The organism is Echinicola jeungdonensis, from assembly GCF_030409905.1.
Lineage (GTDB): Bacteria > Bacteroidota > Bacteroidia > Cytophagales > Cyclobacteriaceae > Echinicola > Echinicola jeungdonensis.
The window spans coordinates 2,175,743-2,199,822 of record NZ_JAUFQT010000001.1; the positions used below are offsets into that span (position 1 = coordinate 2,175,743).

The 24,080-nt window shown below is 40.3% G+C and carries 14 protein-coding genes; all 14 read left to right on the top strand.

The annotated features are described in order from the left end of the window. The first annotated feature begins 332 nt into the window (after positions 1-332). The 14 genes from QWY93_RS09100 to QWY93_RS09165 all read left to right on the top strand — a co-directional run bounded on the left by QWY93_RS09100 (position 333) and on the right by QWY93_RS09165 (position 24,078). Positions 333-1,703 (top strand): glycoside hydrolase family 28 protein, encoded by a 1,371-nt coding sequence (locus QWY93_RS09100; protein WP_290247897.1) that lies wholly within the window; start codon positions 333-335, stop codon positions 1,701-1,703. A 74-nt stretch (positions 1,704-1,777) separates the two neighbouring features. After that, positions 1,778-2,482 carry a rhamnogalacturonan acetylesterase gene (locus tag QWY93_RS09105; RefSeq protein WP_290247898.1) on the top strand — a complete coding sequence of 235 codons (705 nt, stop codon included), beginning with the start codon at positions 1,778-1,780 and terminating at the stop codon, positions 2,480-2,482. Between the two features lie 56 nt (positions 2,483-2,538). After that, the gene (locus QWY93_RS09110; protein WP_290247899.1) at positions 2,539-4,176 is read left to right on the top strand and encodes an SGNH/GDSL hydrolase family protein; all 1,638 of its coding nucleotides are present in this window, start codon (positions 2,539-2,541) and stop codon (positions 4,174-4,176) included. A 153-nt stretch (positions 4,177-4,329) separates the two neighbouring features. Continuing rightward, positions 4,330-7,215 (top strand): glycosyl hydrolase, encoded by a 2,886-nt coding sequence (locus QWY93_RS09115; protein WP_290247900.1) that lies wholly within the window; start codon positions 4,330-4,332, stop codon positions 7,213-7,215. Positions 7,216-7,267: 52 nt separating this feature from the next. Then, entirely contained in the window at positions 7,268-8,737 is a 1,470-nt protein-coding gene (locus QWY93_RS09120) for a glycoside hydrolase family 28 protein (protein ID WP_290247901.1), read from the top strand. Between the two features lie 179 nt (positions 8,738-8,916). After that, on the top strand, positions 8,917-9,468 hold the full coding sequence (locus tag QWY93_RS09125) for an RNA polymerase sigma-70 factor (RefSeq protein WP_290247902.1): 552 nt from the start codon (positions 8,917-8,919) through the stop codon (positions 9,466-9,468). Between the two features lie 63 nt (positions 9,469-9,531). Beyond that, positions 9,532-10,707 carry a FecR family protein gene (locus QWY93_RS09130; RefSeq protein ID WP_290247903.1) on the top strand — a complete coding sequence of 392 codons (1,176 nt, stop codon included), beginning with the start codon at positions 9,532-9,534 and terminating at the stop codon, positions 10,705-10,707. Positions 10,708-10,842: 135 nt separating this feature from the next. After that, on the top strand, positions 10,843-14,076 hold the full coding sequence (locus QWY93_RS09135; protein ID WP_290247904.1) for a TonB-dependent receptor: 3,234 nt from the start codon (positions 10,843-10,845) through the stop codon (positions 14,074-14,076). 10 nt (positions 14,077-14,086) lie between these two features. Beyond that, entirely contained in the window at positions 14,087-15,796 is a 1,710-nt protein-coding gene (locus QWY93_RS09140; protein ID WP_290247905.1) for a RagB/SusD family nutrient uptake outer membrane protein, read from the top strand. Positions 15,797-16,093: 297 nt separating this feature from the next. Further along, positions 16,094-17,656 carry a glycoside hydrolase family 43 protein gene (locus tag QWY93_RS09145; RefSeq protein WP_290247907.1) on the top strand — a complete coding sequence of 521 codons (1,563 nt, stop codon included), beginning with the start codon at positions 16,094-16,096 and terminating at the stop codon, positions 17,654-17,656. 96 nt (positions 17,657-17,752) lie between these two features. Continuing rightward, positions 17,753-20,122 (top strand): glycoside hydrolase family 2 TIM barrel-domain containing protein, encoded by a 2,370-nt coding sequence (locus tag QWY93_RS09150; RefSeq protein WP_290247910.1) that lies wholly within the window; start codon positions 17,753-17,755, stop codon positions 20,120-20,122. Positions 20,123-20,339: 217 nt separating this feature from the next. Next, entirely contained in the window at positions 20,340-20,738 is a 399-nt protein-coding gene (locus QWY93_RS09155) for a hypothetical protein (protein ID WP_290247912.1), read from the top strand. Positions 20,739-21,582: 844 nt separating this feature from the next. Then, positions 21,583-22,998: a TolB-like translocation protein gene (locus QWY93_RS09160; RefSeq protein ID WP_290247913.1), complete on the top strand. Its 1,416-nt coding sequence runs from the start codon at positions 21,583-21,585 to the stop codon at positions 22,996-22,998. Between the two features lie 3 nt (positions 22,999-23,001). Then, on the top strand, positions 23,002-24,078 hold the full coding sequence (locus QWY93_RS09165) for a PKD domain-containing protein (RefSeq protein WP_290247915.1): 1,077 nt from the start codon (positions 23,002-23,004) through the stop codon (positions 24,076-24,078). The last annotated feature ends 2 nt before the right edge of the window (positions 24,079-24,080 follow it).

Below are 24,080 nucleotides of genomic sequence, written 5' to 3' on the forward strand. Positions count from 1 at the left end.
AGATGAAGAAAACAAATTTTAATTTCTAAGTGAAATATTAAATCATTTTGAATTTTTACCAATAGTAGGTTTTTAATCTGAATTTGGGAGTCTTTGCCATCCAGTGCAGACAGCGGTTTTTTTTCTCAAAACAATTGGGATGTCTTTCCCACAGTATAAATCAGCACACATTTGATCTAATAATTGAATAAATTTGATCAAAACCTTGCCTGGTTTGTAAAGGCATGAATCGCCTTTAAAGTTAAATTCAAATTTTACATAAACCATAAGCCTTCATCCAAAGTATACCCTGTTAGGTTTAGTGGGTGATGGGTTTGAAATTTAATAAACTCATGAATAAGAATATTTTATTATCCCTTTTGGGATTGATTATGTTGGTAGCTTCCTGTGCTGAAAAAAAGCAACAGGTTTTGATCAATGAAATCCAGGTGGAAGCACCATTTGAAATGCCAGCCATAAAAGTGCCTGATTTTTCTCAAGTGGACCGTTTCCCTATTACCGAATTTGGGGCAAAAAAAGAGGATAAGTTCGCCAACTCCCAGGCAATTGCAGCCGCCATTGATAAAGCCAATAAAAATGGTGGAGGGGTAGTGGTCATTCCTGAAGGGGAATGGTTGACCGGAAAGGTCCATTTGAAAAGCAATGTCAATCTTCACCTTGAAAAAGGAGCCACCTTATTGTTTTCAGAAAACCCTGAAGACTACCTACCAGCTGTACAAACTACCTGGGAAGGAATGGAATGCTACAACTATTCCCCATTGATCTATGCTTTTGAATGCGAAAATGTAGCCATTACTGGAGAGGGGAAATTGGAAGCCAAAATGGATACCTGGAGGGATTGGTTTGATAGACCCAGACCTCATATGGAAAGCTTGAAAAGACTATACAACTTGGCTGCCAAGGATGTGCCTGTTGAAGAACGTCAATTTGTTAACGACTCCTCTGATTTCAGGCCCCAATTTATTCAGTTCAACCGTTGCCAAAATGTATTGTTGGAAGGAGTGAAGATCAGAAACAGCCCATTCTGGGTGATCCATCCATTTATGTCTAAGGATGTAGTGATCCGAAAAGTGGACGTATTTGCCCATGGACATAATAATGATGGGGTGGATCCTGAAATGAGTCAGAATTTGCTGATAGAAGATTGTGTATTTGACCAGGGTGATGATGCCATTGCTGTGAAATCGGGAAGAAACCAGGATGCCTGGAGATTGAATATGCCTACCAAAAATGTTGTCATCAGAAATTGTCTTGTGAAAAACGGCCATCAACTTTTGGCTATAGGAAGTGAGCTTTCCGGAGGGGTGGAAAATGTGTATATGGAAAATTGCGAGGTGAAAGATGGGGCTAAATTAAACCATCTGCTCTTTATCAAAACCAATGAAAGACGAGGTGGTCATGTCTCCAATATCCATATGAAAAACATTAAATGTGGAAAGATAGATAAAGGAGTTTTGGGAATAGAAACCGATGTGCTTTACCAATGGGGTGATTTGGTGCCGACTTACGAAAGAAGGTTGACACCGATCAAGGATATTTACATGACCAATGTGGGAGCAGCAGATGTGGAATTTATTTCAAGAATCAAAGCTGAAGAAGAGCAGCCAGTTGATAATGTACATTTGAAAAATATTCAGGTGAAAGAAGTAAGAGGGGAGGAAAATATTCACGATAATGTGAATAACTTCAGTTTGGAGAACTAGAAACAAAATTATTTAAGAAAAGAAAAAGTATCAACAGGGGAGAGGTAAAGTGTTTCCTATTAATATAATAAACAATGAAAAAACTATTAATTGCTTTTTTGGCGATCGTTTTACTTGGTAGTTTTCGTCATGATGAAGAATTGAGTATTTGGCTGATTGGGGATTCCACTATGGCCAGGAAAAGTCCGACCCGGGACCCTGAATCTGGTTGGGGCGTGCCTTTGCAAGATTTATTCATTGACCGAGCCAAGGTTCATAACCATGCAGCGAGTGGTCGGAGTTCTAAGAGTTTTGTAGATGAAAAAAGATGGGAAGCAGTAAGGAACAGTATTCATCCTGGAGATTATGTGGTAATCCAATTCGGCCATAATGACGAAAAGGAAAAGGAAAGCCTGCATACTGATCCAAATTCCACTTATAAGGATTATTTGAAAAAGTTTGTAGTGGAAACTCTCAAAAGAAAGGGGATTCCTATTATTTGCTCTCCCATAGTCAGAAGGCATTTTGATGAATCCGGGAAATTACTGGATACCCATGAGGAATATGTTGATGCAGCTGAAGAAGTGGCCAAAGAAAATAATGTTATCTATATTGATATGGAAGCAAAAACCAGGGAACTGGTAGAAAAATTGGGCCCGGAAGGTTCTAAAAAGTTGTATAATTACAAAAAGAAAGATAATACCCACCTCAACCATTATGGTTCAAGAAAAGTAGCTGAATTATTTGCGGAAGGATTAAGGGAAAAACAGAATCTTCGATTGGCACAATGGTTAAAGTGAATTACCCAAGTGATACTTGGCGATATCCATTAATAATTGGATAATTTCGTAAAATTATGAGCAAGATAAGTTTTTTGACGCTTGCCCTTAGCTGTGGGCTGAGTTGTCTTGGCCTTCAGGCCCAAGATGACCCCAAATGGGATGATACCCAAAAAAAGGATTGGGATAAAGCTTTTGAAAAAGTGGAAATCCCTTCTTCAGTTGATGGAAAAAAGCAAGCTGCTATACTATACAAGGCAAAGAGTGAAAAGCCAAAGCCTTTAATTGTCAGCCTTCACACCTGGAGCGGGGATTATACCCAAAAGGACCCCCTGGCAAAGGAAATATTGGCCAGAGACTGGAATTATATCCATCCGGATTTTAGAGGCCCAAACAATTCCCCGGAAGCCATGGGCAGCACATTGGTGATTTCGGATATTGCCGATGCGATTGACTTTGCTCTGGAGAATACCAACACTGATCCAAATGGGGTTCATATCATTGGAGTTTCTGGAGGTGGGTATGCCACTTTATTGGCTTTTATGAATTTGGATTATCCCGTCAAATCTTTTTCAGCCTGGGCCCCAATTTCTGATATAGAGGCTTGGTATTGGGAATCCGTAGGGAGAGATCAAAAATATGCCGGGGATATATTGCAGGCATTGGAGGCAGACAGTGTGGTCTTTAAAGAGGAAGAAGCCCTTAAGCGCTCCCCTATTGCCCATGAATTTCCGGTAGAAAAAAGAAAAGGTAGCCAACTGTTTATTTATGAAGGTATCCATGACGGCTATACTGGTTCTGTGCCGATCACCCATTCTATCAATATGTATAATCGCTTGGTAGGAGAGCTGAAGTATGGAACTTCAGAAATGGATAAAATCATCAAAAAGGCAGCTGATGATCCAGATTTGGTTTCCCCGCAATCCACAATTGAACTTTTAACAAAACGCATGGATCCCAATTATGACCCCAATTTCAATCTTTTTGGAAGGAATATTTATCTGTATCGCAACTTTGGAAATATCAGTCTCACCCTGTTTGAGGGTGGTCATGAACAACTGCCGCAGGCTTTGTCCTTAATTCCCATTAAGGCCATTTCCCCAATGAAAGCCAATATCCTGACATTGGGAGATTCCAATGGGGAACATGTTGGCGGTTGGGTGGACCAACTCAAGGAAATTTTACCCCAATCTAAGATCGTCAATATTTCAAAGTCCGGAAGGACCATTGGATTTGATAATCTGGGCCGGACCGAATTGAATGCGTTGAAGAATATTCAGACTTACTTGAATGAGGCCGAGGAAGAAATTGGAAATGAAAGTTATGATTATATCCTGCTTTGCCTCGGCACCAATGATACTAAGAGTGTTTTTGCTGAGCGGCAGGATGAGGTTGTGATTAACTTTGAAAAATTGGTGGATACAATTCTTGAGCATGATTTGGTGAAAAAAGAAAAAGCTCAGTTACTTTTTATTACCCCACCTCCTATTAGAACGGAAAATATTATTGAAAAATATCAAGGGGGAAATGAGCGCCTGGCAGCCTTGATGCCCAAGTTTAAATCCATACTTGAACAAAGGGAGGTTCCTGTTGTGGATGTTTTTAACCCCTTGCAGGGAGTTTTGGACTATTATGCTGAGGATGGGGTGCATATGTCTCCAGAAGGACAAGAGATTATTGCCGGGAAGATTTTAGACAGATTAAAGAATTATTAAACCTATTTTGTCAAATTCAAAATAGAGTTTGTAAACCTTCCCGATTTAGAAGGAAAACTACCGAAAATTGAGCTTTAGGCTTATTTGCAATATGCAAAGTAAGGTTAGTTTGCCTTGAAAATTAAGCTATTAAGATTCAATTAACTTATTCATATGAATACCAATCCAAAAATATTATTTCAACTGCTGCTACTTTTTGCATTAGGGACAATTGCTGGTTGTAGTGGCAGTGCTAAGGAGAAGATTACCCAAAAGGGACCTTTGGAATGGCCGGAAGTCACCCAGGAAATGAAGCCCTGGACCCGTTGGTGGTGGCATGGCAGTTCTGTGACCAAAGAAGATATTAAAGCGGCTTTGGAAGAATATAAGGAAGCCGGTTTGGGTGGGGTTGAGATTACTCCCATTTATGGGGTCCATGGAGCGGAGGAGCAATTTATAGATTTCCTTTCCCCAAAATGGATGGAAATGCTGGAGTTTACCCTCAAGGAAGCCAAAAGATTAGGATTGGGAGTGGATCTTGCCAATGCTTCGGGATGGCCTTTTGGTGGTCCATGGGTAAGCGAGGATTTGGCCTGCAAATATATGGCTTATAGAACATTGGAAGTTGGTTCAGGAGAATCCGTCAACCTGGATATGCATTATTTTCAGGAACCCCTGCTGACTACGGATAGTAAATTAAAGCCTAGCATTGAAGACATCGAGTCACCCATCAGTGCTAATAAAGACATGCAGAAATATGCCTTTAAACAAGTTCGGTATCCCAAGACTCTTTCTCCTATTGCTGTTACGGCCAATAAAAAAGGAGAAAAGGGATTTTCCGAAGTTTTGGATTTGACCGATCAGGTGAAAAATGGACAGTTGGAGTGGACAGCTCCAGAAGGGGATTGGTTGATAGTGGCTCTTTATCAAGGTGATCATGGTAAAATGGTGGAAAGGGCAGGTCCAGGAGGAGAAGGAAATGTGATTGACCATTTTTCTGAGATGGCCATTAATAGCTATTTAGGTCACTTCGACCAAGCTTTTGAGGGCTATGATCTGAGTTATCTGAGGTATTATTTCAATGATTCTTATGAAGTAGATGATGCATATGGAAGTTCCAACTGGACTCCTGCATTGTTTGATGCTTTTGAAGAACTCAATGGGTATGATCTAAAGAATTATTTGCCTGCATTGATTGGCCATGGGAAGGAAGAAACTGTTAATAGGGTTCTATATGATTACCGGATGACGGTTTCAGAATTGTTATTGGGCAAGTTTACCAAGAAGTGGCAAACCTGGGCAGAAGGCCAGGGAAAAGGAATTCGGAACCAGGCCCATGGATCCCCTGCCAATGTCCTGGATCTGTATGCAGCTTGTGATGTTCCTGAAATTGAAGGTTATCACTTTTTGAACCTAAAAAGTGCGGCTTCTGCAGCTCATGTTACCGGGAAAAAATTGGTTTCTTCTGAATCCGCTACCTGGTTGAATGAGCATTTCCAATCTGATTTTGGAGAAGTTAAGACTGCATTGGATAGACTTTGGCTTGCGGGGGTCAACCATGTTTTTTACCATGGTACGGCCTTTTCTCCCGAAGATGCCCAATGGCCGGGATGGTTATTTTATGCGGCTACACATTTTACTCCTGCCAATAGCCTTTGGGAAGATTTTGATGTATTTAACCGTTATGTTGCCCGAATTCAAAGCTTTATGCAGGCTGGGGAACCGAGCAATGATATTTTGCTGTATTATGGCATTGCTGATTACTGGTCAGAAAAAGGCAGAAGTATGTTAAGATCTTTTCATACTGATGAAATTTTCCACGCAGTTTCCTTAGGTGAATGCGGCAAGTATTTATCAGAGAATGGCTATTCCTGGGATGCCATTTCAGATAATCAGTTAATGGATGTGAAAACAGAAGGTTCAGGGCTCCTGGCCGGTGGAAATCACTATCAAACCATATTGGTTCCAAAGATGGATCTTATGCCCCTGGAAACTCTTGAGAAATTAATGGAATTGGCCGAAAATGGAGCCTCCGTGCTTTTCCTGAAAAACCTTCCAATGGATGTTCCCGGGCTTGGGGATTTGGATGCAAGAAAGGAAAAAATGAAAACCCTTAAAGCAAAGATTTCATTTGTAGAAAAGGCAGGCAGCAAAGTAGCCCCCTTGGGTAAGGGGGAAATTGTTTTGGCTGAGGGAATGGAGAAATTATTGCTGAAGGCCCCTGTGAAAGCAGAATCCATGTACGAAATGGGCTTGGCTTGTATCAAGCGAAAAAAAGATAGTGGAGGCCATTTTTACTTGATTAAAAACCAAGGCCTAAAGAGCATTGAAAATTGGGTGTCACTTAAGGAAAAATTTGCTTCAGCTGCCATATTTAATCCCATGACCGGAAAAAATGGGTTTGCTGAAATCCAGAATGGAGAAGTGGGAAATGAACTTTTTCTCCAAATTAAACCAGAAGAGACCTTAATTGTTGAAACCTTTGGTGAAGAGCTTCAGGGAGAATTGTATCCCTATTATGAAGTGAGTGGAGAAATGATTCCAATCGCCGGAAACTGGGAAATTGAATTTACCAAGGGCGGCCCAAGCTTACCGGAAAAGGTTCCCACAACCTCCCTTAAATCCTGGACTGAATTTGGAAAGGAATATGAAGCCTTTTCAGGGACAGCAGAGTATAAAATTACCTTGCCAGTTTCCACTGCCCAACCAGCTGCCTGGAGGTTAAACCTTGGGGAGGTTAAAGAATCGGCCTCTGTATATCTAAATGGGGAATATGTAGGAACCTGTTTTCAAAGTCCATTTTCCCTAGACATACCAGGTAATTTATTTAAGGGTAATGATGAACTGATCATTAAGGTTTCCAATTTGATGGCCAATAGAATAGCTGATTTGGACAAGCGGGGAGTGGAATGGCGAATTTTCTACAATACCAATTTCAATGCCCGGAAAAGGGAAAATGTGGGGAAAGACGGAAAGTTCACTGCTAAAAATTGGGAGCCGCAAGCTTCTGGTTTATTGGGACCGATTAGCTTGACTCCATTGGAGATGGAATCCTTTTAATGGAAATTAATTCGGCTATTTAAAATATTAATTACAACTGTATTAATTCAATATGTCTCACAATCAAACATTTAATCCCAATTACAACCCGTGTCTGGTAATGACGGGGATATTCATGTTGGCCATTCTACTTGGAACCAATTTTTCCTGCCAAAGCCAGTCATTTGGCTGGGTGAAAGAGGTGGGGGCAAAACGCGCCCCAGTTGGAACCAAAACATATAATGTGGCTGATTATGGTGCAGTAGCTGACGGTGAAACGCTCAACACTGAATTTATTCAAAAAGCCATTGATGCCTGTGCGGCCCATGGAGGAGGTATTGTCACTTTTTCCCCCGGAGATTATCTTACAGGCTCCATTTATGTGAAAGAAGGGGTGCATTTGAACATTCCGGAGGGTGTGACCATCCTGGGAAGCCAGGACATCAAGGATTATCCTGAAATCGACACACGGGTAGCGGGGATTGAAATGGTTTGGCCATCCGCCTTGATCAATGTATTGGATCAGGAAAATGTGATGATCAGCGGAAATGGTTTGGTAAATGGCCAGGGCAAAGTCTTTTGGGACCAATACTGGACTATGCGAAAGGATTATGAAGCCAGAGGATTGCGTTGGGTGGTGGATTATGACTGCAAAAGGCCACGGACTTTGTTAGTTTCCAGGTCATCAGATGTAACGCTAAAAGGCCTGAACTTCCAACAGGCCGGCTTTTGGACCATTCAACTTTTGTATTCCAAAAACTGTACAGTAGATGGGGTGACGGTTCGGAACAATATCGGCGGACATGGCCCCAGTACGGACGGGATTGATATTGACTCCTCGTCATTCATATTGATAGAAAACTGTGATATCGACTGTAATGATGATACTTATTGCCTTAAGGCCGGAAGGGATGCAGATGGATTAAGGGTAAATAAGCCCACCGAATATGTGGTGTTGAGAAATAATATTTCCCGAAAAGGGGCAGCTTTGTTTACCTGTGGTAGTGAAACATCAGGCGGTATTCGCTATATCCTGGCGGAAAATATGAAAGCCATGGGCACTTCTAATGGCTTTTTGCTGAAGTCCGCCCTTACCCGTGGGGGAACCGTGGAGCATATCTATGTCCGTAATGTGGAAATGAAGGATGTTAGAACGGCCATCAATGCCGGGGTCAACTGGAACCCCTCTTACAGTTATTCCAAGTTGCCCGAAGAATATGAAGGCAAGGAATTGCCCGATCATTGGAATACATTATTGGAAAAGGTAGATCCGGAAGAAGGTTTGCCCCATTTTAGGGAAATGCATCTGGAAAACTTTAAGATTTCAGGAGCTGAAATTTTGATCCATGTCTCCGGTAGGGAGGATTCTTGGATGAAAGGTTTTTCATTAAAGAATATAGATGCTACGGCAGAAAAGGCAGGAATAATATCCTATGGTAAGGATTGGGAAGTGAAAAACTTCCAATACCAAACGGAGGATGGAAGCGATATTGTTGTGGAACATAGTGAAGGGGTAAATATTCCGGAGGGAAGTAAAAAATGAAAACAATTGAAGTTTTTTAGTCCTGATCTTTATTTAAGGGGAAAGATTTTATTGCAAATAAGCTTGTTCATTGCCAGATTGATTTGCATGAACTTTAATTAAGAAAACAAATTAATGATTAGTTTATTACTTTGTTTTTTTAATTTGCATTTTAAAATATGCAATAAAATCACCCCAACTTGAGAATAGAGGATAAATTACTGATTAAGGAAATTCAAAAACGGAATAGAGAAGTTTTTAAAGCACTTTTTCATGATTATTATCCTGGATTGTTAAAATTTGCTGAGGGCTTTGTTTTTGATAAGGAGGTATGTGAGGATATAGTGCAAAATATTTTTGTATATATCTGGGAGCAGGCCGAATATCTGAATATCACCACTTCCTTTAAATCCTATCTTTACAAGGCTGTTAAGAATAGATGTTTAAATTATTTAAGAAGCCTAAAAATAGAGGATAAACACAACTTACTATATCTGGAAGCCAGTTTGAATGAATCCCCAGTTGATTGGGAGGATTCCGAAATTCCCCAAAAAATTGAAATGGCCATTGAAGGCCTTCCTCCTAAAATGGCTGAAATTTTTAGGTTAAAGTATATGGAGGAAAAATCCTTAAGGGAAATTGCCACTCAACTGGATGTGTCCGAAAACACCATCAAAACCCAGTTGCTTAGGGCCAAGGATAAATTACGGGGGATACTACGGGAATCCCTGGATTTGAATTTTTTTCTTTAAAAAAAATATTTTTTGTCACCTGTTTTTGAATCCCGTGTGTCATAAGTGTAAAAAGTTCAAGAGGTGAATAAATATTCTGAAAATATAGATTTTTCAATCATTTGGAAAAAGATGTATGCTTCCTTGACGGAGAATGAGGAAATACAACTTCAACGATGGCTGGCCGAAAACGAGGAGCATCAGGCCTATTTCGATAAAGTAATTGATTATTACCAAAATGGTTCCAAATTTGAAGACACTGCCGAGTTAACCGAGAAAGGATGGCCCGCCCTTTCCAGTAAAATCAATTTTTCCAAAAAACCAAAAAGGAAAAACCGGTTTTTGGTTTATGCAGTATCAATGGCAGCATCTATTGTATTGTTTTTGGCAGTCCTTGCTGTTATCAAACCTGATTTGTTCCAAAATGATAATCAGATACAAATAGCTGAAACAATTACCCCTGGGTCAGAGAAAGCCATCCTTTTGATGGAGGATGGTACTTCTTATGATCTATCCTCAGGTAAAAATCTGAGTTTGGAAGTGGGGGGAGCAGAAATTTCCAGCCAGGGAACCTCCCTCAGGTACAACAGTGAAAATGCAGAGGGAAAACAAGTGAAATACAATACCCTAGTAATCCCAAGAGGGGGACAATTCAATTTAACCCTGTCTGATGGCACTCAGGTTTGGCTTAACGCAGGTTCCACGCTGAAATACCCGACAGCTTTTGTTGGAAAGGAAAGGAATGTGGAATTGACTGGAGAGGCCTATTTCGAAGTCAAAAGGGATGAAAATAAACCCTTTAAAGTAATAAGCGGAGAGCAGGTAGTTCAAGTATTAGGGACTTCATTTAATGTGTCCTCTTATCAAGAGGAGCCTACTGTTTTTACCACTTTGGTAGAGGGGAAAGTAAATGTATACCTGGATAACGATCCTCAAAATCATCAAATACTATCTCCAAATCAACAAAGTGTATTGGAAAAAGGGGAGAATTCTCTCCTAAAAAGGGAGGTGGATGTAGCTGAATATATATCCTGGAAGGACGGTTGGTTCTATTTTAAGGAAAAACCTTTAGAAACCATTGTGGCCGATTTATCCAGATGGTATGATGTTTCTTTCCAATTTGATAATCAAGGAGCGAAAAAACTACCCTTTACAGGGAAAATCAGGAGGTATGAGGATTTAGAAGATATCTTGAAACTATTAGAAAAAACGAAAGAAGTGCAATTCAAAATAGAAAGGAGGAAAGTAATTATTAAATAAAAAAAAGGAGGATGTTGCCGCATCCCCCTTAAAACAAATCGAATCAATCAATATGTTTTACTTAAGCAACCCAAAATTATGAAAAAAAAGCCCAGTAACCTACCCTTTTATAGAAGGGGTAAAATCCTTTTAGCGATGAAACTTACCCTAATACTCGTTTTGGTAGGAGTAATGAAAGTTTCTGCAAGTGCTTATTCTCAAAATGTAAAATTGGCACTGGATTTACGCCAAGCCACCGTAGAGCAGGTATTTGAAGAAATCAAAAGCCAAAGTGAATTTAATTTCCTTTATCGAACTGATTTGGTAAAGGACTTACCGAAAGTTGATGTTAATCTGAAAAAAGTAAGGATAGAAAAAGTCCTTGATCAGATTTTGGGGCCTCACCAATTAACCTATGAGATCCAAGATAAAACTATAATTATTAGTAAAAAGGAAACCAAAACCCAAAATGAGACACAACTACTTGATGAAGTAAATGCCAATGAAGTAACAGGAACAGTTACCGATGAAAACGGTCAGCCTATACCAGGGGCGACTATACAGGTACAGGGAACCACCAGAGGTACCGTCACAGATTTAGATGGTAAATATAGTATTGATGTTGAGGAGGGAGCAACCCTTATTTTTAGTTTTATTGGTTATAAAAAGCAACCCAGAGAGGTACGAAAACAAACCATCATGGATGTTTCTCTTTCTCCGGATTTAGGAAACCTGGAAGAAGTTGTTGTAATAGGTTACGGAGCCGTAAAAAAGGAAGATTTGACGGGTTCAGTAGCTTCAATAAGTTCAGAGACTATCCAAAAGACCACTGTTCCTGATGCGACAGGAGCACTTCAGGGAAGAGTAGCAGGAGTAAATATTGAAAAGAATGTAGGTAGACCAGGCAGTGGTTTTAATGTTACTATTAGAGGATTGAGTTCCATTAGCAATAGTAATTCCCCTTTATTTGTAATTGACGGGATTCCAACCACTTCAGGTTTGGCTGACTTGAATCCCAATGACATTGAGAAAATTGATGTGCTAAAGGATGCATCCGCAACGGCTATTTATGGCTCACGTGGTGCCAATGGAGTCGTTATTGTTACTACCAAAAAAGGGTCTGAAGGAAAATTCACCATTCAATATGATGCATACTATGGTGCGAGGACACCCACAAACCTCCCTGATATGATGAATGGGCCAGAATATGTGAATTGGAGGACGGATTTGTTTAATTATCAGGGAAAAAGCACAGACCGGTCCAATCCGGAATTTTTTACGCCTGAGGAATGGGATAGAATTGATCGTGGTGATTATACGGATTGGATAGACCTTATTCTTCGAAACGGAATGCAGTATAGTAATACATTAACGGCTTCGGGTGGTGATGAAAAAGGTACATTTGCATTGAGTATTGGCCAGTTAAAAGAAGAGGGGACGGTTCCCGGCCAAGACTATAATCGCTATAACATGCGGTTAAATCTTAACAGGAAGTTTGCAGAGAAATGGGAAGCAGGAGGAAACATTTATTTATCTTCCAGTGAGCAGAATGAAGGAAGCTATGAAATATTAAGATCTTCCTACCGGTTGCCTCCTGTTGCCAACCCTTATGATGAGAATGGGGATCCAAAATTCTTTGCTTACCGAAATGATTTTGTAACGAACCCTTTGTTTGAAAGTAAAGAAGATGGGGAAATCCGTGAAAATCGCCGTTATAGAGTATTTGGAAATATGTATTTCAAGGTCGAGCCCTTGGAGGGTTTAAAACTTCGATCACAAATTGCTCCCCAAATTATTTATGGGAGGGAAGGCCAATACTTTGGACAGTTCAGTAAAGCCGGGTCAGGAAAAATTGAAAATACAAACGCGAATTATCGAACCACAGATTTCTTTTCTTATGTGTGGGATAATCAAATTGATTATCAGAAAAAAATGGATTTACACAATTTAAATTTCAGTGTAGTTCAAAGTATTCAATTTGAGCAATGGGAGGAAAGTTATCAGGCAGCAAGAAATTTCCCTTTTAATAGTAAATGGTATAACCTGGATGCAGTCCCTATGGAAAATATTTCTGCTTCCCAAACCGACTATAGAAAGCGTACCTTGTCCTCATTTTTGGGAAGGTTTCAGTACTCCTATAATGACAAATATCTATTTACGGCAACTGGTCGTTATGATGGTTCCTCCAGGTTGGCAAAAGGCAATAAGTGGGCATTTTTCCCATCAGCAGCTATAGGGTGGAAGTTATCCGAGGAAAACTTTTTACAATCCGTTGATCAAATAAATAACCTTAAGTTGAGATTGAGTTATGGAGTTTCTGGAAATGATGCGGTTGACATTTATGGAACACAATCAAACATCTCCCAGATGAATTACGGTTTTGGAGGGAATGTTTCCCCTTCGTATTATAAAGACGGTTTAGCCAATACCGACCTCACTTGGGAAAAAACTACAGAATTCAATTTTGGCCTGAATTATAGTTTTTTCAATTACAGAGTTAATGGAACCTTGGATATTTACAGAAGGGATGCAAAGGATTTGATTATGAGGCGTCAACTCCCTTCAACAAGTGGATGGAGCGATATTTGGGACAATGTAGGTTGGGTTAGAAATACCGGAGTTGAATTTGGATTAAATACCTTAAATATCCAGAACAATGATTTTTCATGGACTACAGATATTGTTTTTGACCGGAATAAAAACGAGATCGTTGAATTGTTTGGTAAGAAAGAAGATGATATTGGGAATAGATGGTTTATTGGACATCCCATCCAAGTAAATTACGATTATGAGTTTGATGGAATCTGGCAGACCGATGAGGCGGATTTGGCAGCGGACTATGGGCAGACTCCTGGCCAGGTAAAGGTGAAGGATTTAAATAATGACCAGGTAATAGATGCTGATGATAGGAATATTATTGGTCAGCGGACTCCTAAGTGGAGTGGGAGCATCACCAATACCATGAATTATAAAACCTGGGACTTTTCATTCAATGTTTACACCCGCCAAGGGCAGCAATTGTATAGTACCTTTGTTTCCACTTATATGGCCTATGAAGGCAACTATAAAAATGTGGATGTCAATTACTGGACTGAGGACAATCCATCCAATAAATATCCTCAACCTGGTAACAAGGGACGGTATTTTAATGCCATGCGGTATCAGGATGTATCATTTGTCAGATTGGGCAATGTCACCTTGGGCTATGCTTTTCCGGATGAATTGTTGAATAAGTTAAATGTCAGGAAGCTTAGACTCTATTTTACTGCTACCAACCCTATTGTATTTACTTCCTATAAGGGGTATGATCCTGAATGGGCCTCTCAAAACACATGGGGTGAGTCCACGAGTTTTGCAACTTATCTGATGGGTATTAATCTTGAATTTTAAATCATTTACCATGAAATTTAATAATCAAATATATATAATCTGCTTATTAGCTTTGTCTACTTTTTCTTGTGAAGATTTCCTTGAAGAAGAAAACAGAAGTAATGTAAACGCTGATACTTATTTTGTTGATGAGTCAGGTTACGAATCATTAGTTAGCGCAGCCTATTCCTCATTAAGGAATGTGTGGGGAGATGACCCTTGGCTTTTTTGCCTTGGCGTTGATATTTACACCAGAGGGGAAAGCGAACTTATCGGCGGTACTTATGAGAACCGGGATGTGTTCAGTAGCCAACTCAATGAATATGCTGGTTTGGATCCTCAAAATAGTTTTGTTTCTGATTTTTATTCAGAGGTTTACCGGGCTATTCAGATTTGCAATACAGCCATATCAAGAGCAGATGCTGTCAATGGAATGGATGAGCAAAAGAAACAAAGGCTTGTTTCAGAGGTTAAGTTTCTTCGTGCCTATTATTATTATTTGTTAGTAGAGCAATTTGGTGGTATTCCAATTGTGGAAGAAGAAATCAACTCTGCAGTCACCAATTTTGAAAGGGCTTCTGAGGCAACCGTATATGAATATATCATTAGCGAATTGCAATCCTCTATGGAGGGAGTTTCTCCTGGTCCTGACCAATTTGGTCGGGTTAGTGAAGGAGCGGTGAAAAACCTCCTGGCTTTGGTTCATCTCACCAGAGGATATCGGTCTTATGGGGCTCCTGATGATTTTTCTTTGGCAGCATCTTTAGCTGATGAAGTAATAAATGATTACGGATATTCTCTATTAGGCACATTTGAAGAAGTGTTCACCCCTGGCAATGAAATAAATAGTGAGATCATTTTTTCTGTACAATATGATCCGGGGACGTTGGGGGTAACCAGTCAAGGACGTCCTGACGGGAACGGGCAAAGTGCACATTGGGGATGGGAATTATGGACCAAGGAAGCAGGGTTTGAGCGTGAAAATCCTACCTATAACTGGAAAAAGTCACAATTCACTCCAACCCAATTCTTATACTCCCTTTTTAATACAAGTATGGACAGTCGGTATGATGGGACGTTCTTAAGTACGTTTTATGCTACTATTGATGATCCTGCACAAGGCATTGAAGCGGGGGATCTAAAAGTGTATTTTCCAAAGTGGGATGAGGATTTTACAACCCTTGACTCACTGGCTTTTATGGCACAGCATCCTAACGCTAATATCATTACTTATCCCAGATGGAAACAGGATATTGAGAATGTCGGAGGAGCAGGAAAATTCCCAATGGTGTGGAAGTTTCATGATCCAGATGCAGCTTTCCATTCCAATACCGACAACTACACCGGAACTCGCGATATTTTCCTTTACCGGTTGGCAGAAACCTATCTAATTGCTGCTGAAGCTTATCATAATTTAGGAAATAATGCTTTGGCTGCTGATAGGATCAATACTGTTAGAAGGAGGGCAGCCATTCCTGGAAATGAGTCAACAATGGAGATTTCAGCAGCCGATGTGGACCTTGACTTTATCCTCGATGAAAGAGCACGTGAAATGACAGGGGAATATAAGCGTTGGATGGATCTGAAAAGAACCGGCAAATTGATTGAACGAACTTTGCAGCATAATAATCTTGCAGAAAGAGCAAATCAAATAAAACCATTCCATTTGTTACGGCCAATTCCTCAATCGGTTATTGACCGGGACACTGGAGAATTCCCACAGAATCCTGACTACAACTAATAAAATTCTTCCAAGCAACCATCAGGGAAAGTTTTCTTTACCTGATGGATTTTTTATTTCCAAGGAAAAGGCTTTGGATTGCCATGGGCTTACCAGTAATAACAAATCTCACATTCGTTTAAAGCCAACTAAAAATCTTATAAATGGTAAATAATCCAGGCCAAAATAGATGGAGGTTAAATGTTTTGTTGCGATAGACATTAAGGGAAATTAATTATGGGATATTTTGATAAGAATGATAGCACAAAGAATTTAAAGCTTATTTTTAGATGTTTTCCGGTAATATTATTTTTTGGATTGTTATTTGGCTCTGGCTTAGCAAATGGCCAGGATGCCCCATCAGCATTCCAAAACCCTATAATGCCGGGGTTTGGGCCAGATCCCTCTATTTGCAGAGCAGGGGATGATTATTACTTGGTCAACTCTTCTTTTGCATGGTTTCCTGGAATTCCGATATACCACAGCAAGGATTTGGTCAACTGGAAGTTGATTGGATATGGAATTACCCGCCCGGAACAACTTAATTTTGATGGTATAAAAGATAAAAACGGGATCTGGGCTCCTACTATTCGCTATCATAAGGGTTTGTTTTATATTTCGACCACTTGTAATAATTGCGGTGGAAATTTTTATATCACAGCTGATGATCCCACCGGAGAATGGTCTGACCCAGTTTGGTTGCCAGAAGCCCCTGGTATAGATCCCTCCTTATTCTGGGACGATGATGGCCGGTGCTATTACACGGGAAACTATTGGAATTTTAAAGGGTCTTGGCCAGGCCATTGTGCTATATGGGCACAGGAACTGGATTTAGAAAAACAAAAATTGGTAGGGGAAATGAAGGTGTTGACCTCGGGACATGCCAACAATGCAAGCCATACAGAAGCTCCCCACATCTATAAAATCGATGGGCGGTATTTATTGGGGACTGCTGAAGGAGGTACAAACGGGTACCATGCTGTGACCGTGCATCATAGTGATGCGGTGTTGGGCCCCTACACTGCCGATAAAATAAATCCGGTATTGACGCACCGGCATTTCGGTGAAGATTATCCGGTCCAGGCAGTGGGTCATGCAGATCTGGTACAAATCCAGAATGGGACTTGGTGGGCCGTTGTTCTGGGAAAAAGGCAGATAGAAGGGCATGTTCCTCTTCCGCGGGAAACATTCCTATGTAAGGTAACCATGGAAAACGGCACCCCTATATTTAATCCCGGTCAAGGAAAAGTATTGATGGAACAAGAAAGACCTGATTTGCCATGGACTCCTATTCCAACCGAACCACATAGGGATGAGTTTGATTCAGACAGTCTGGCCTTGAAATGGTATACCGTCAGAACTCCGACCAGGAAATTTCATACCCTTGAGAAAGGAAAGCTAACCATGGAATTACGCCCACAGGTTGTTGACAGTTTGGAAAATGCATCCCTTTTAATCCAGCCCACAAGACATTTTAAATTTTCCGCCACCACCAAATTAACTTTCAAACCAACAAAGGAAAACGAGCAAGCCGGTTTGATCATTTACCGTACAAACGAAAGCTATTATACGCTGATGAAAGAGAAGGGAAGGGTTGTTTTGGTTAAGAAATTTGATGGCCAAAAGAAAATAGTATTGTCGGATCCCTATAACAAAACCGAGGTATTTTTCAATCTTGAAGTGGATAGCCTGGCCATGCAGTTTCAGTTCGGGGAATCGCCGGACAATATGGTCAATATAGGGGAGGTACAAAGCTTGGTAACCCTTTCTGAAAATGAGATCAATAAATTCAACGGTACGGGAATCGGTTTGTATGCAACCAGTAAGGGACAAAAAAGCAATAATAAAGCAATATTCGATTGGTTTGAATATAAGTATTAGTTGAATTTAAAATCCTAAAAATATTAAGCCCCAATAATGGTCTTGTTTAAATGAGCCAAACTTAATGAAATAAGTTTACACTTAAGATAATAAATTATGAAGTACATAAGTACATTAGTTTTTCTTTTTATAGCATTAATCAGCTTAGCACAAAGTCAAAGGGAGAAGAAGAATTTTGATTTTGATTGGAATTTCACCCTTGAAGATGTCTCTGAAGCCAAAAATCCCAATTTCGATGACAGCAACTGGCAAGAGGTACAGTTGCCACATGATTGGAGTATAAAGCAGCCGGTTTCCAAGGAAAATGTTGGTGAAGGGTGGATGGTGGGGTCCATGGGCTACTTGCCGGGTGGCATTGGGTGGTACCGCAAAACCTTTATGGTCCCTGTGGATTTTAAAGCCAAAAAAGTTGTCATTCAATTTGACGGGGTATATCATCAGAGCGATGTATATATCAATGGCAAGCATTTAGGGTTTCATCCCTATGGTTACACCACTTTTGAATATGACTTAACTCCCTATTTAAACTACGGAAAGGAGAATACCATTGCTGTCAGGGTGGATCATAGCGACAGCCCGTCCTCACGTTGGTATTCAGGTTCAGGGATTTACAGGCATGTTTGGCTAAAAGTGACCCACCCTGTCCATGTTGCCACATGGGGGACTTATATTACCACTCTGGAGATTTCAGAAAAAGAGGCTCAAGTCAATATAGCCACCACCATTGAGTATAATGGTCAAAATCCTGTGGAGGTTTTGGTCCAAAACCAGATCATTGACAGGCAGGGAAAAAAAGTTGCAGAAGAGAAATCAAAGCTTCAGGTAGGGAAGTCAAAGCAGGAGACTTTGCAACAATCCTTAAAACTCAAGGAACCTCAGCTTTGGTCAATAGACGAGCCCACCTTATATGCGATGGAGACTACCGTGAAGGTAAACGGCAAAACAGTCGATGAATATAAGACCCCTTTTGGGGTAAGAGAGATCAGGTTTGATGCAGATAAAGGCTTTTTCCTGAATGGAGAGAACATCAAAATGAAGGGGATGAACCTTCATCCGGATGCAGGATCTCTGGGCACTGCAGTACCTGATCGGTCTTACCTGCGCAGGCTTCAAATACTCAAGGAATATGGCGTCAATGCAATCCGTTGTTCTCACAACCCACCCACAACAGAGTTTTTGGATATGTGTGACAGTTTGGGTCTCGTGGTCATTGATGAGGCATTTGATAAATGGAAAAGCGGATACTATGAAAAATATTTTGATGAGTGGTGGCAGCGGGATATGGATGCTATGATTTTACGGGACCGTAACCACCCTTCTATTGTGCTATGGAGTGTAGGTAATGAGACTTCAGAGCAGAACTGGGAAATAGGGGGTACTGAACGGCTGAAAATGTTGGTAGAATATGTAAAGAAACAGGAACCTACCCGTCCGGTCACAGCAGCTCTGAGACCCGTCATTGACCGTCCATATAACAAAAATGGCTTTGCCGAAGCCATGGATATAGTAGGTTACAATTACCAGGAACAATGGTTGGAAGAGGATAAAGCGCAATTCCCTGACAGGATAATGTATATTTCAGAGGCTTACCCCTATTTCAGGGGGAGAAGCAATACTTACAAAGATTTTTATCCTTCAAATCCTTGGTACGATGTTGCAGAAAACGACTATGTTTTTGGACAATTTATTTGGGCAGGTGTAGATTACCTTGGGGAGAGCAGTGGTTGGCCAAGTACAGGTTGGCCAACGGGATTTTTCGATATTTGTATGTTCGAAAAGCCCAGTGCTGCTTTTCATCGATCTGTGTGGAATGAAAAACCTATGGTTAGGATTGCTGTAGCAGACCAATCTCTTGATATAGATCCGGGAAAACCACATTGGAGCTGGCCGTTTTTGGCTTCACATTGGAATTTTCCCCAATATAAAGGACATATTGTTGAAGTACATACCACCACCAATTGTGATAAGGTGGAACTTTTGCTTAACGGAGAATCCCTGGGAAAGAGAAAAACCTCGGACTATAGCAACAACACCATTAAGTGGCATGTACCCTATGATGCAGGTAAGATAGAAGCAAAAGGGTATAATGGAGAAAAACAAGTGGCGGTTTATAGCCTCCAAACTTCAGATGAACCCGCTCAGGTTAAATTTAAATTGGATAGGGAAAGTATTACCGCTGATGGCCTTGATCTTGCCCATTTGGAAGTTAGCCTGCTAGATGAAAACGGTGTTTTAGTTCAAACTGATGAAAGGGAAATTACAATAGAGGTCTCAGGAAAAGGAAAATTGTTAGGCCTAGACACAGGTGATATTAGAAGGGATTCATTTTCAGGGAATTCGATTCAGTCCTATTTCGGTAAAGCCTTAGTTACCTTTCAATCTACTCGTGAAGAGGGAAATATCATTGTGAAAGTAAAAGTGGATGGGTTGCCCGAGGAAATTATATCTATCCCGACTTATAAATAATCTAAAATTATAAAAGGTTGAATTTCAAAATTTTCAATTAGGAGTTTGTTTTATAAGCTCCACCCCAGTGCTTTGCGCTGGGGTGGAGCTTCTTTTCTTAAATACAATATAGAATTATTATGATAATGAGAATTTGCATTTACGGCCTACTGGTTTTTTCTACTTTTATTTATTGCAATACTAAAAATCAAAACAGGTAACAATTGAAATAGAAGAGGTGGGGGTCGATGCAACCTTTGAAATCCCCGCAATCAAGGTTCCTGACCTTTCACAAGCTGAGTGCTACCTTATTACCGATTTTGGTGCAGACCAAAGTGACCAATTTGCAAACTCCAATGCAATCAAACTAGCTATTGATAAAGGCGTTTTGGGATTAGAAACGGACGTGCTTTACCAATGGGGGGATTTGGTGCCTACTTATGAACCTCGTTTGACCCCGATTAAAGATATTAATATGACCAATGTTAATTCAGGGGATGTAGAGTTTGTTTCCAGAATCATGGCGGAGGAAGAAAAGCCTGTAGAAAATGTTCAACTTAAAAATATCCAGGTGGATGAAATCAGAGGAGAAGAATTGATTTATAAAAATGTAATTAAGATGAATCTTATGGAGTAGAAAGGTTGCTTCAATCTTTTTACAAAATATTTAATGAATTTTAATTAGGAGTTCATTAATCCCACTAAGCCAGTTCTATATTTAGGAACGGCCTTTTTTAATTTCCATACCCCCTTTTCACTCCAAACCTCTTCTTCAAAAATCAATCGTTCTTTTCGAGGCCAGATTATCAGCCTCTTTGTCATATCTGATTGATATCTGAAGTGATTAAACCGACGTCAACTTTTACCCTACAATACAGAACAGTATTAAATAAAACAATCAATATATTGTTTTTTAAACTGGTCTGTTGACTTGTGAAACATACTTGAGTAATAAAGTTTAAACTTAAAATGGTGGGTTTATTCTTTATATAATGTTGACTGTTATTATTCCTCTTTCAAGATCAGCTTCATCATTTAATAAAACAAAAGACGGTGGTGCAGAGGACGATGGTGTAACTGTTGACATAGAATCAATCAAAAATGCTAGCTCCCAGACTTGTAACGGCAACAGAATATCACACATAGAAAAAATAGATATAGGTAGATTATAAATAGGATCGGTTTAACCTAATTAGAGAAGCTAAGGATTAAACCGGAAGCTGCGCCTGCCTGGAACCATTATTTCTAAGGGGTTTGATGAAGATATCTATGAGGAACGTTTTTATAAAAGTCCTATGGGGCAGGGCTAACCTTGCGCCCTCAATGCACCCGGTCACATCGTACTTTGAATTTTGTAATGAATGAAGGATACCGGAAGCACACTGGAACCTGGCAGGAATGCGCACATAAAAAATGATTCAGCTTTTGCAAAGCTGCGAATACCGACAACACAATAAGATGAAAAAATGCAAAATCTAACCATGAAAGTTACAAAATCAATAAGTACACAAAAGGTAGGTAGGCGACAGGGAAAGGTGTTTATGCATCCCTTTTTCATGAGATGCAGCATCCTTATTTTTTTGTTAATGTTCACCCTTGATTCCTTTGCACAAATCGGAACCCGTTTCCCTTCAGAAAGAAAGGTGGTAACGGATCCGGAAACGGGTATTGAACTGGTTTTTTTAACTAGTAAACCAGCAGGAGACAGTAAAATTTATCCAACCCATAACCAATGGACCTCTGATGGCAAATGGATCATTTTCCGCTCCCACCGAGTGGAGGGAGAGGCCATGGCAGTCAACGAAAAAACTGGTGATATCGTGCAGGTTACGGAAGGTGGTTATTCAGGAATGCTGAATATTGCGAGAAATTCAATGAAACTCTATTTCATGAGAAAACCGAAGAATGAGCCTCTTGAAAAGGGAGCTGTTCAGGTAGTTGAAGTTGATTTGAAAAAACTATTTGCCGATAGTGAATCTGGTAATCTGAAATCAAAAGATGCTTATGAACGAATTTGTGGAGTTACTCCACCAGAAATAGAAGCCGGAGGAGATATGGTCCTTGATGGAAGTGAGGAATGGGTATGGTTTCGTGTTGGGAGGGATGAAGCTATGAAGCACCTGCCTAAAGGAGTGGAAATGAAAGGGGATTTTGGCCCCAGAAATATGGGGGCAGGTCCGGGGGGAATAGCCGGGATGAATATTAAAACAGGTGAGACAAAACATGTGATATCAGTTCCTTTTCAGGTGGGTCACATTCAAAACAACCCATGGGTGCCAGGTCAGATTGTTTTTTGCTGGGAAACCGGTGGAAAATCACCTCAACGCACATGGATAGTAAATTCCGATGGGACAGGACTAAGGCCTCTTTATCCTGAATCTGAGTATGAATGGGTTACCCATGAGGCTGTTATTAGTCCTGATGAAGTAGCCTTTGCAATAATGGGACATAGGGAAATACCAAATACCAACAAGGAGGATAGTGAGGAAGGTACTGGGGTATACGGTGCCAACCCAGGGCAGGAATCAGAATGGGGACCCTCGGGTACCCGTGAAAAACCCACCGGCTTGGGAATAGTAAATATTTATTCAAGGGAAATGACCATTGCAGGACAGATCCCTTATGGAAGCGGTTTTTGGCATGTGAGTGGCTCACCGGATAAACGCTTTGTAGTTGGAGATAATTTTGCACGCGAAATTTACCTTATCAACCGTGAAACCAGTGAAATGATGCTTCTTTCGGCAGGCCATAAACAAACTGCAAGAGACCATTGTCATCCTACATTCAGCCCGGATGGAACAAAAATCCAAATACAATCGGCTATGCTTTCTGAAAATGGAAGGGAGATGAATATCTGTATTATTCCAGTTCCGGATAAATGGCTGAAAAAGCACTAAATTATGCGTGTAAAATTCAATATCATTCTTTTTCTGGGAATGCTAATGGTTATGAATTTGCAGGCCCAGGAAGATCGTGGGTACAAAATTTACCAGTTTCCTCCAGACATGATCCCAAGGATAGATGGTAAGACCGAGGATTGGGACGAATTTCCGGACGAATACGTGGTTGGTACTGATCAATTATGGGATGATTCCCAAACCTATACTGAAATCGATCCTCAAAATTTGGATGTAAAAGTGAAAGTAGCTTGGGTGAAAGGATTAAACCGTCTTTATTTTCTATATGAAGCTTACGATAATTACTGGGATTTCTCCCTGCCTGGTTTGCATAACGACACTTTTGAAATCGTAGTAGATGGCGATCTTTCCGGAGGCCCTTTGATAGACGAACAACATCCCAATCAGGATTTGGATTGGGGTGCCAGGTACTTTGAATTTCATGGCGTCCATGCACAAAATTACCACATATTCACTCCTGCCGAAGGAAAAGACTGGGCACTGGCATGGGGGAGCCAACCCTGGATAAAAGAACTTCCCTATTCAAATATTACGTACTCTTATGATTTTGAACCGGGTGAACCGGGTGAACTAATTGCCGAGTTTTGGATAACCCCCTTTGATTATGCTGGACATGAAGGACCTGAACGGGCGGTTAAATCTATATTAAAAGACCATAAAAAAATAGGTTTGACATGGGCAGTAATTGATTATGATGATGTGAACGATACGAGTAAAAAGGGTTTTTGGAATTTATCCAAGCACCATAAGATGTATGGGAATTCAAGTTTGGGCACAATTTTCACCCTAATGCCTTTAGATGAAAAATACTTGAAGAGCTTAGTGGCAGATTGGTCCTTTGTTATTGTCGACAAATCTGAAAGACTGGTCGCATTCCGTGACCAAAGCAGAGGTGAAATTACTGAATGGCAATGGGACTTCGGTGATGGATCTACTTCCACTGAGCAAAACCCATTCCATCAGTATAAAAACCCAGGTAAATATACCGTGATCTTAAACATCAAAGGCCCTGAAGGCAAGGCCAGAATGGCCAATGTTTGGGATGTAGCGCTGGAATAAAA

Excerpts from the sequence above, each read along its gene's own strand:
- QWY93_RS09105 (WP_290247898.1), top strand. The coding sequence starts at position 1,778 with ATGAAAAAACTATTAATTGCTTTTTTGGCGATCGTTTTACTTGGTAGT.
- QWY93_RS09120 (WP_290247901.1), top strand. The coding sequence starts at position 7,268 with ATGTCTCACAATCAAACATTTAATCCCAATTACAACCCGTGTCTGGTA.
- QWY93_RS09115 (WP_290247900.1), top strand. The coding sequence starts at position 4,330 with ATGAATACCAATCCAAAAATATTATTTCAACTGCTGCTACTTTTTGCA.
- QWY93_RS09165 (WP_290247915.1), top strand. The coding sequence starts at position 23,002 with ATGCGTGTAAAATTCAATATCATTCTTTTTCTGGGAATGCTAATGGTT.
- QWY93_RS09135 (WP_290247904.1), top strand. The coding sequence starts at position 10,843 with ATGAAACTTACCCTAATACTCGTTTTGGTAGGAGTAATGAAAGTTTCT.
- QWY93_RS09140 (WP_290247905.1), top strand. The coding sequence starts at position 14,087 with ATGAAATTTAATAATCAAATATATATAATCTGCTTATTAGCTTTGTCT.
- QWY93_RS09110 (WP_290247899.1), top strand. The coding sequence starts at position 2,539 with ATGAGCAAGATAAGTTTTTTGACGCTTGCCCTTAGCTGTGGGCTGAGT.
- QWY93_RS09100 (WP_290247897.1), top strand. The coding sequence starts at position 333 with ATGAATAAGAATATTTTATTATCCCTTTTGGGATTGATTATGTTGGTA.
- QWY93_RS09150 (WP_290247910.1), top strand. The coding sequence starts at position 17,753 with ATGAAGTACATAAGTACATTAGTTTTTCTTTTTATAGCATTAATCAGC.
- QWY93_RS09160 (WP_290247913.1), top strand. The coding sequence starts at position 21,583 with ATGAAAGTTACAAAATCAATAAGTACACAAAAGGTAGGTAGGCGACAG.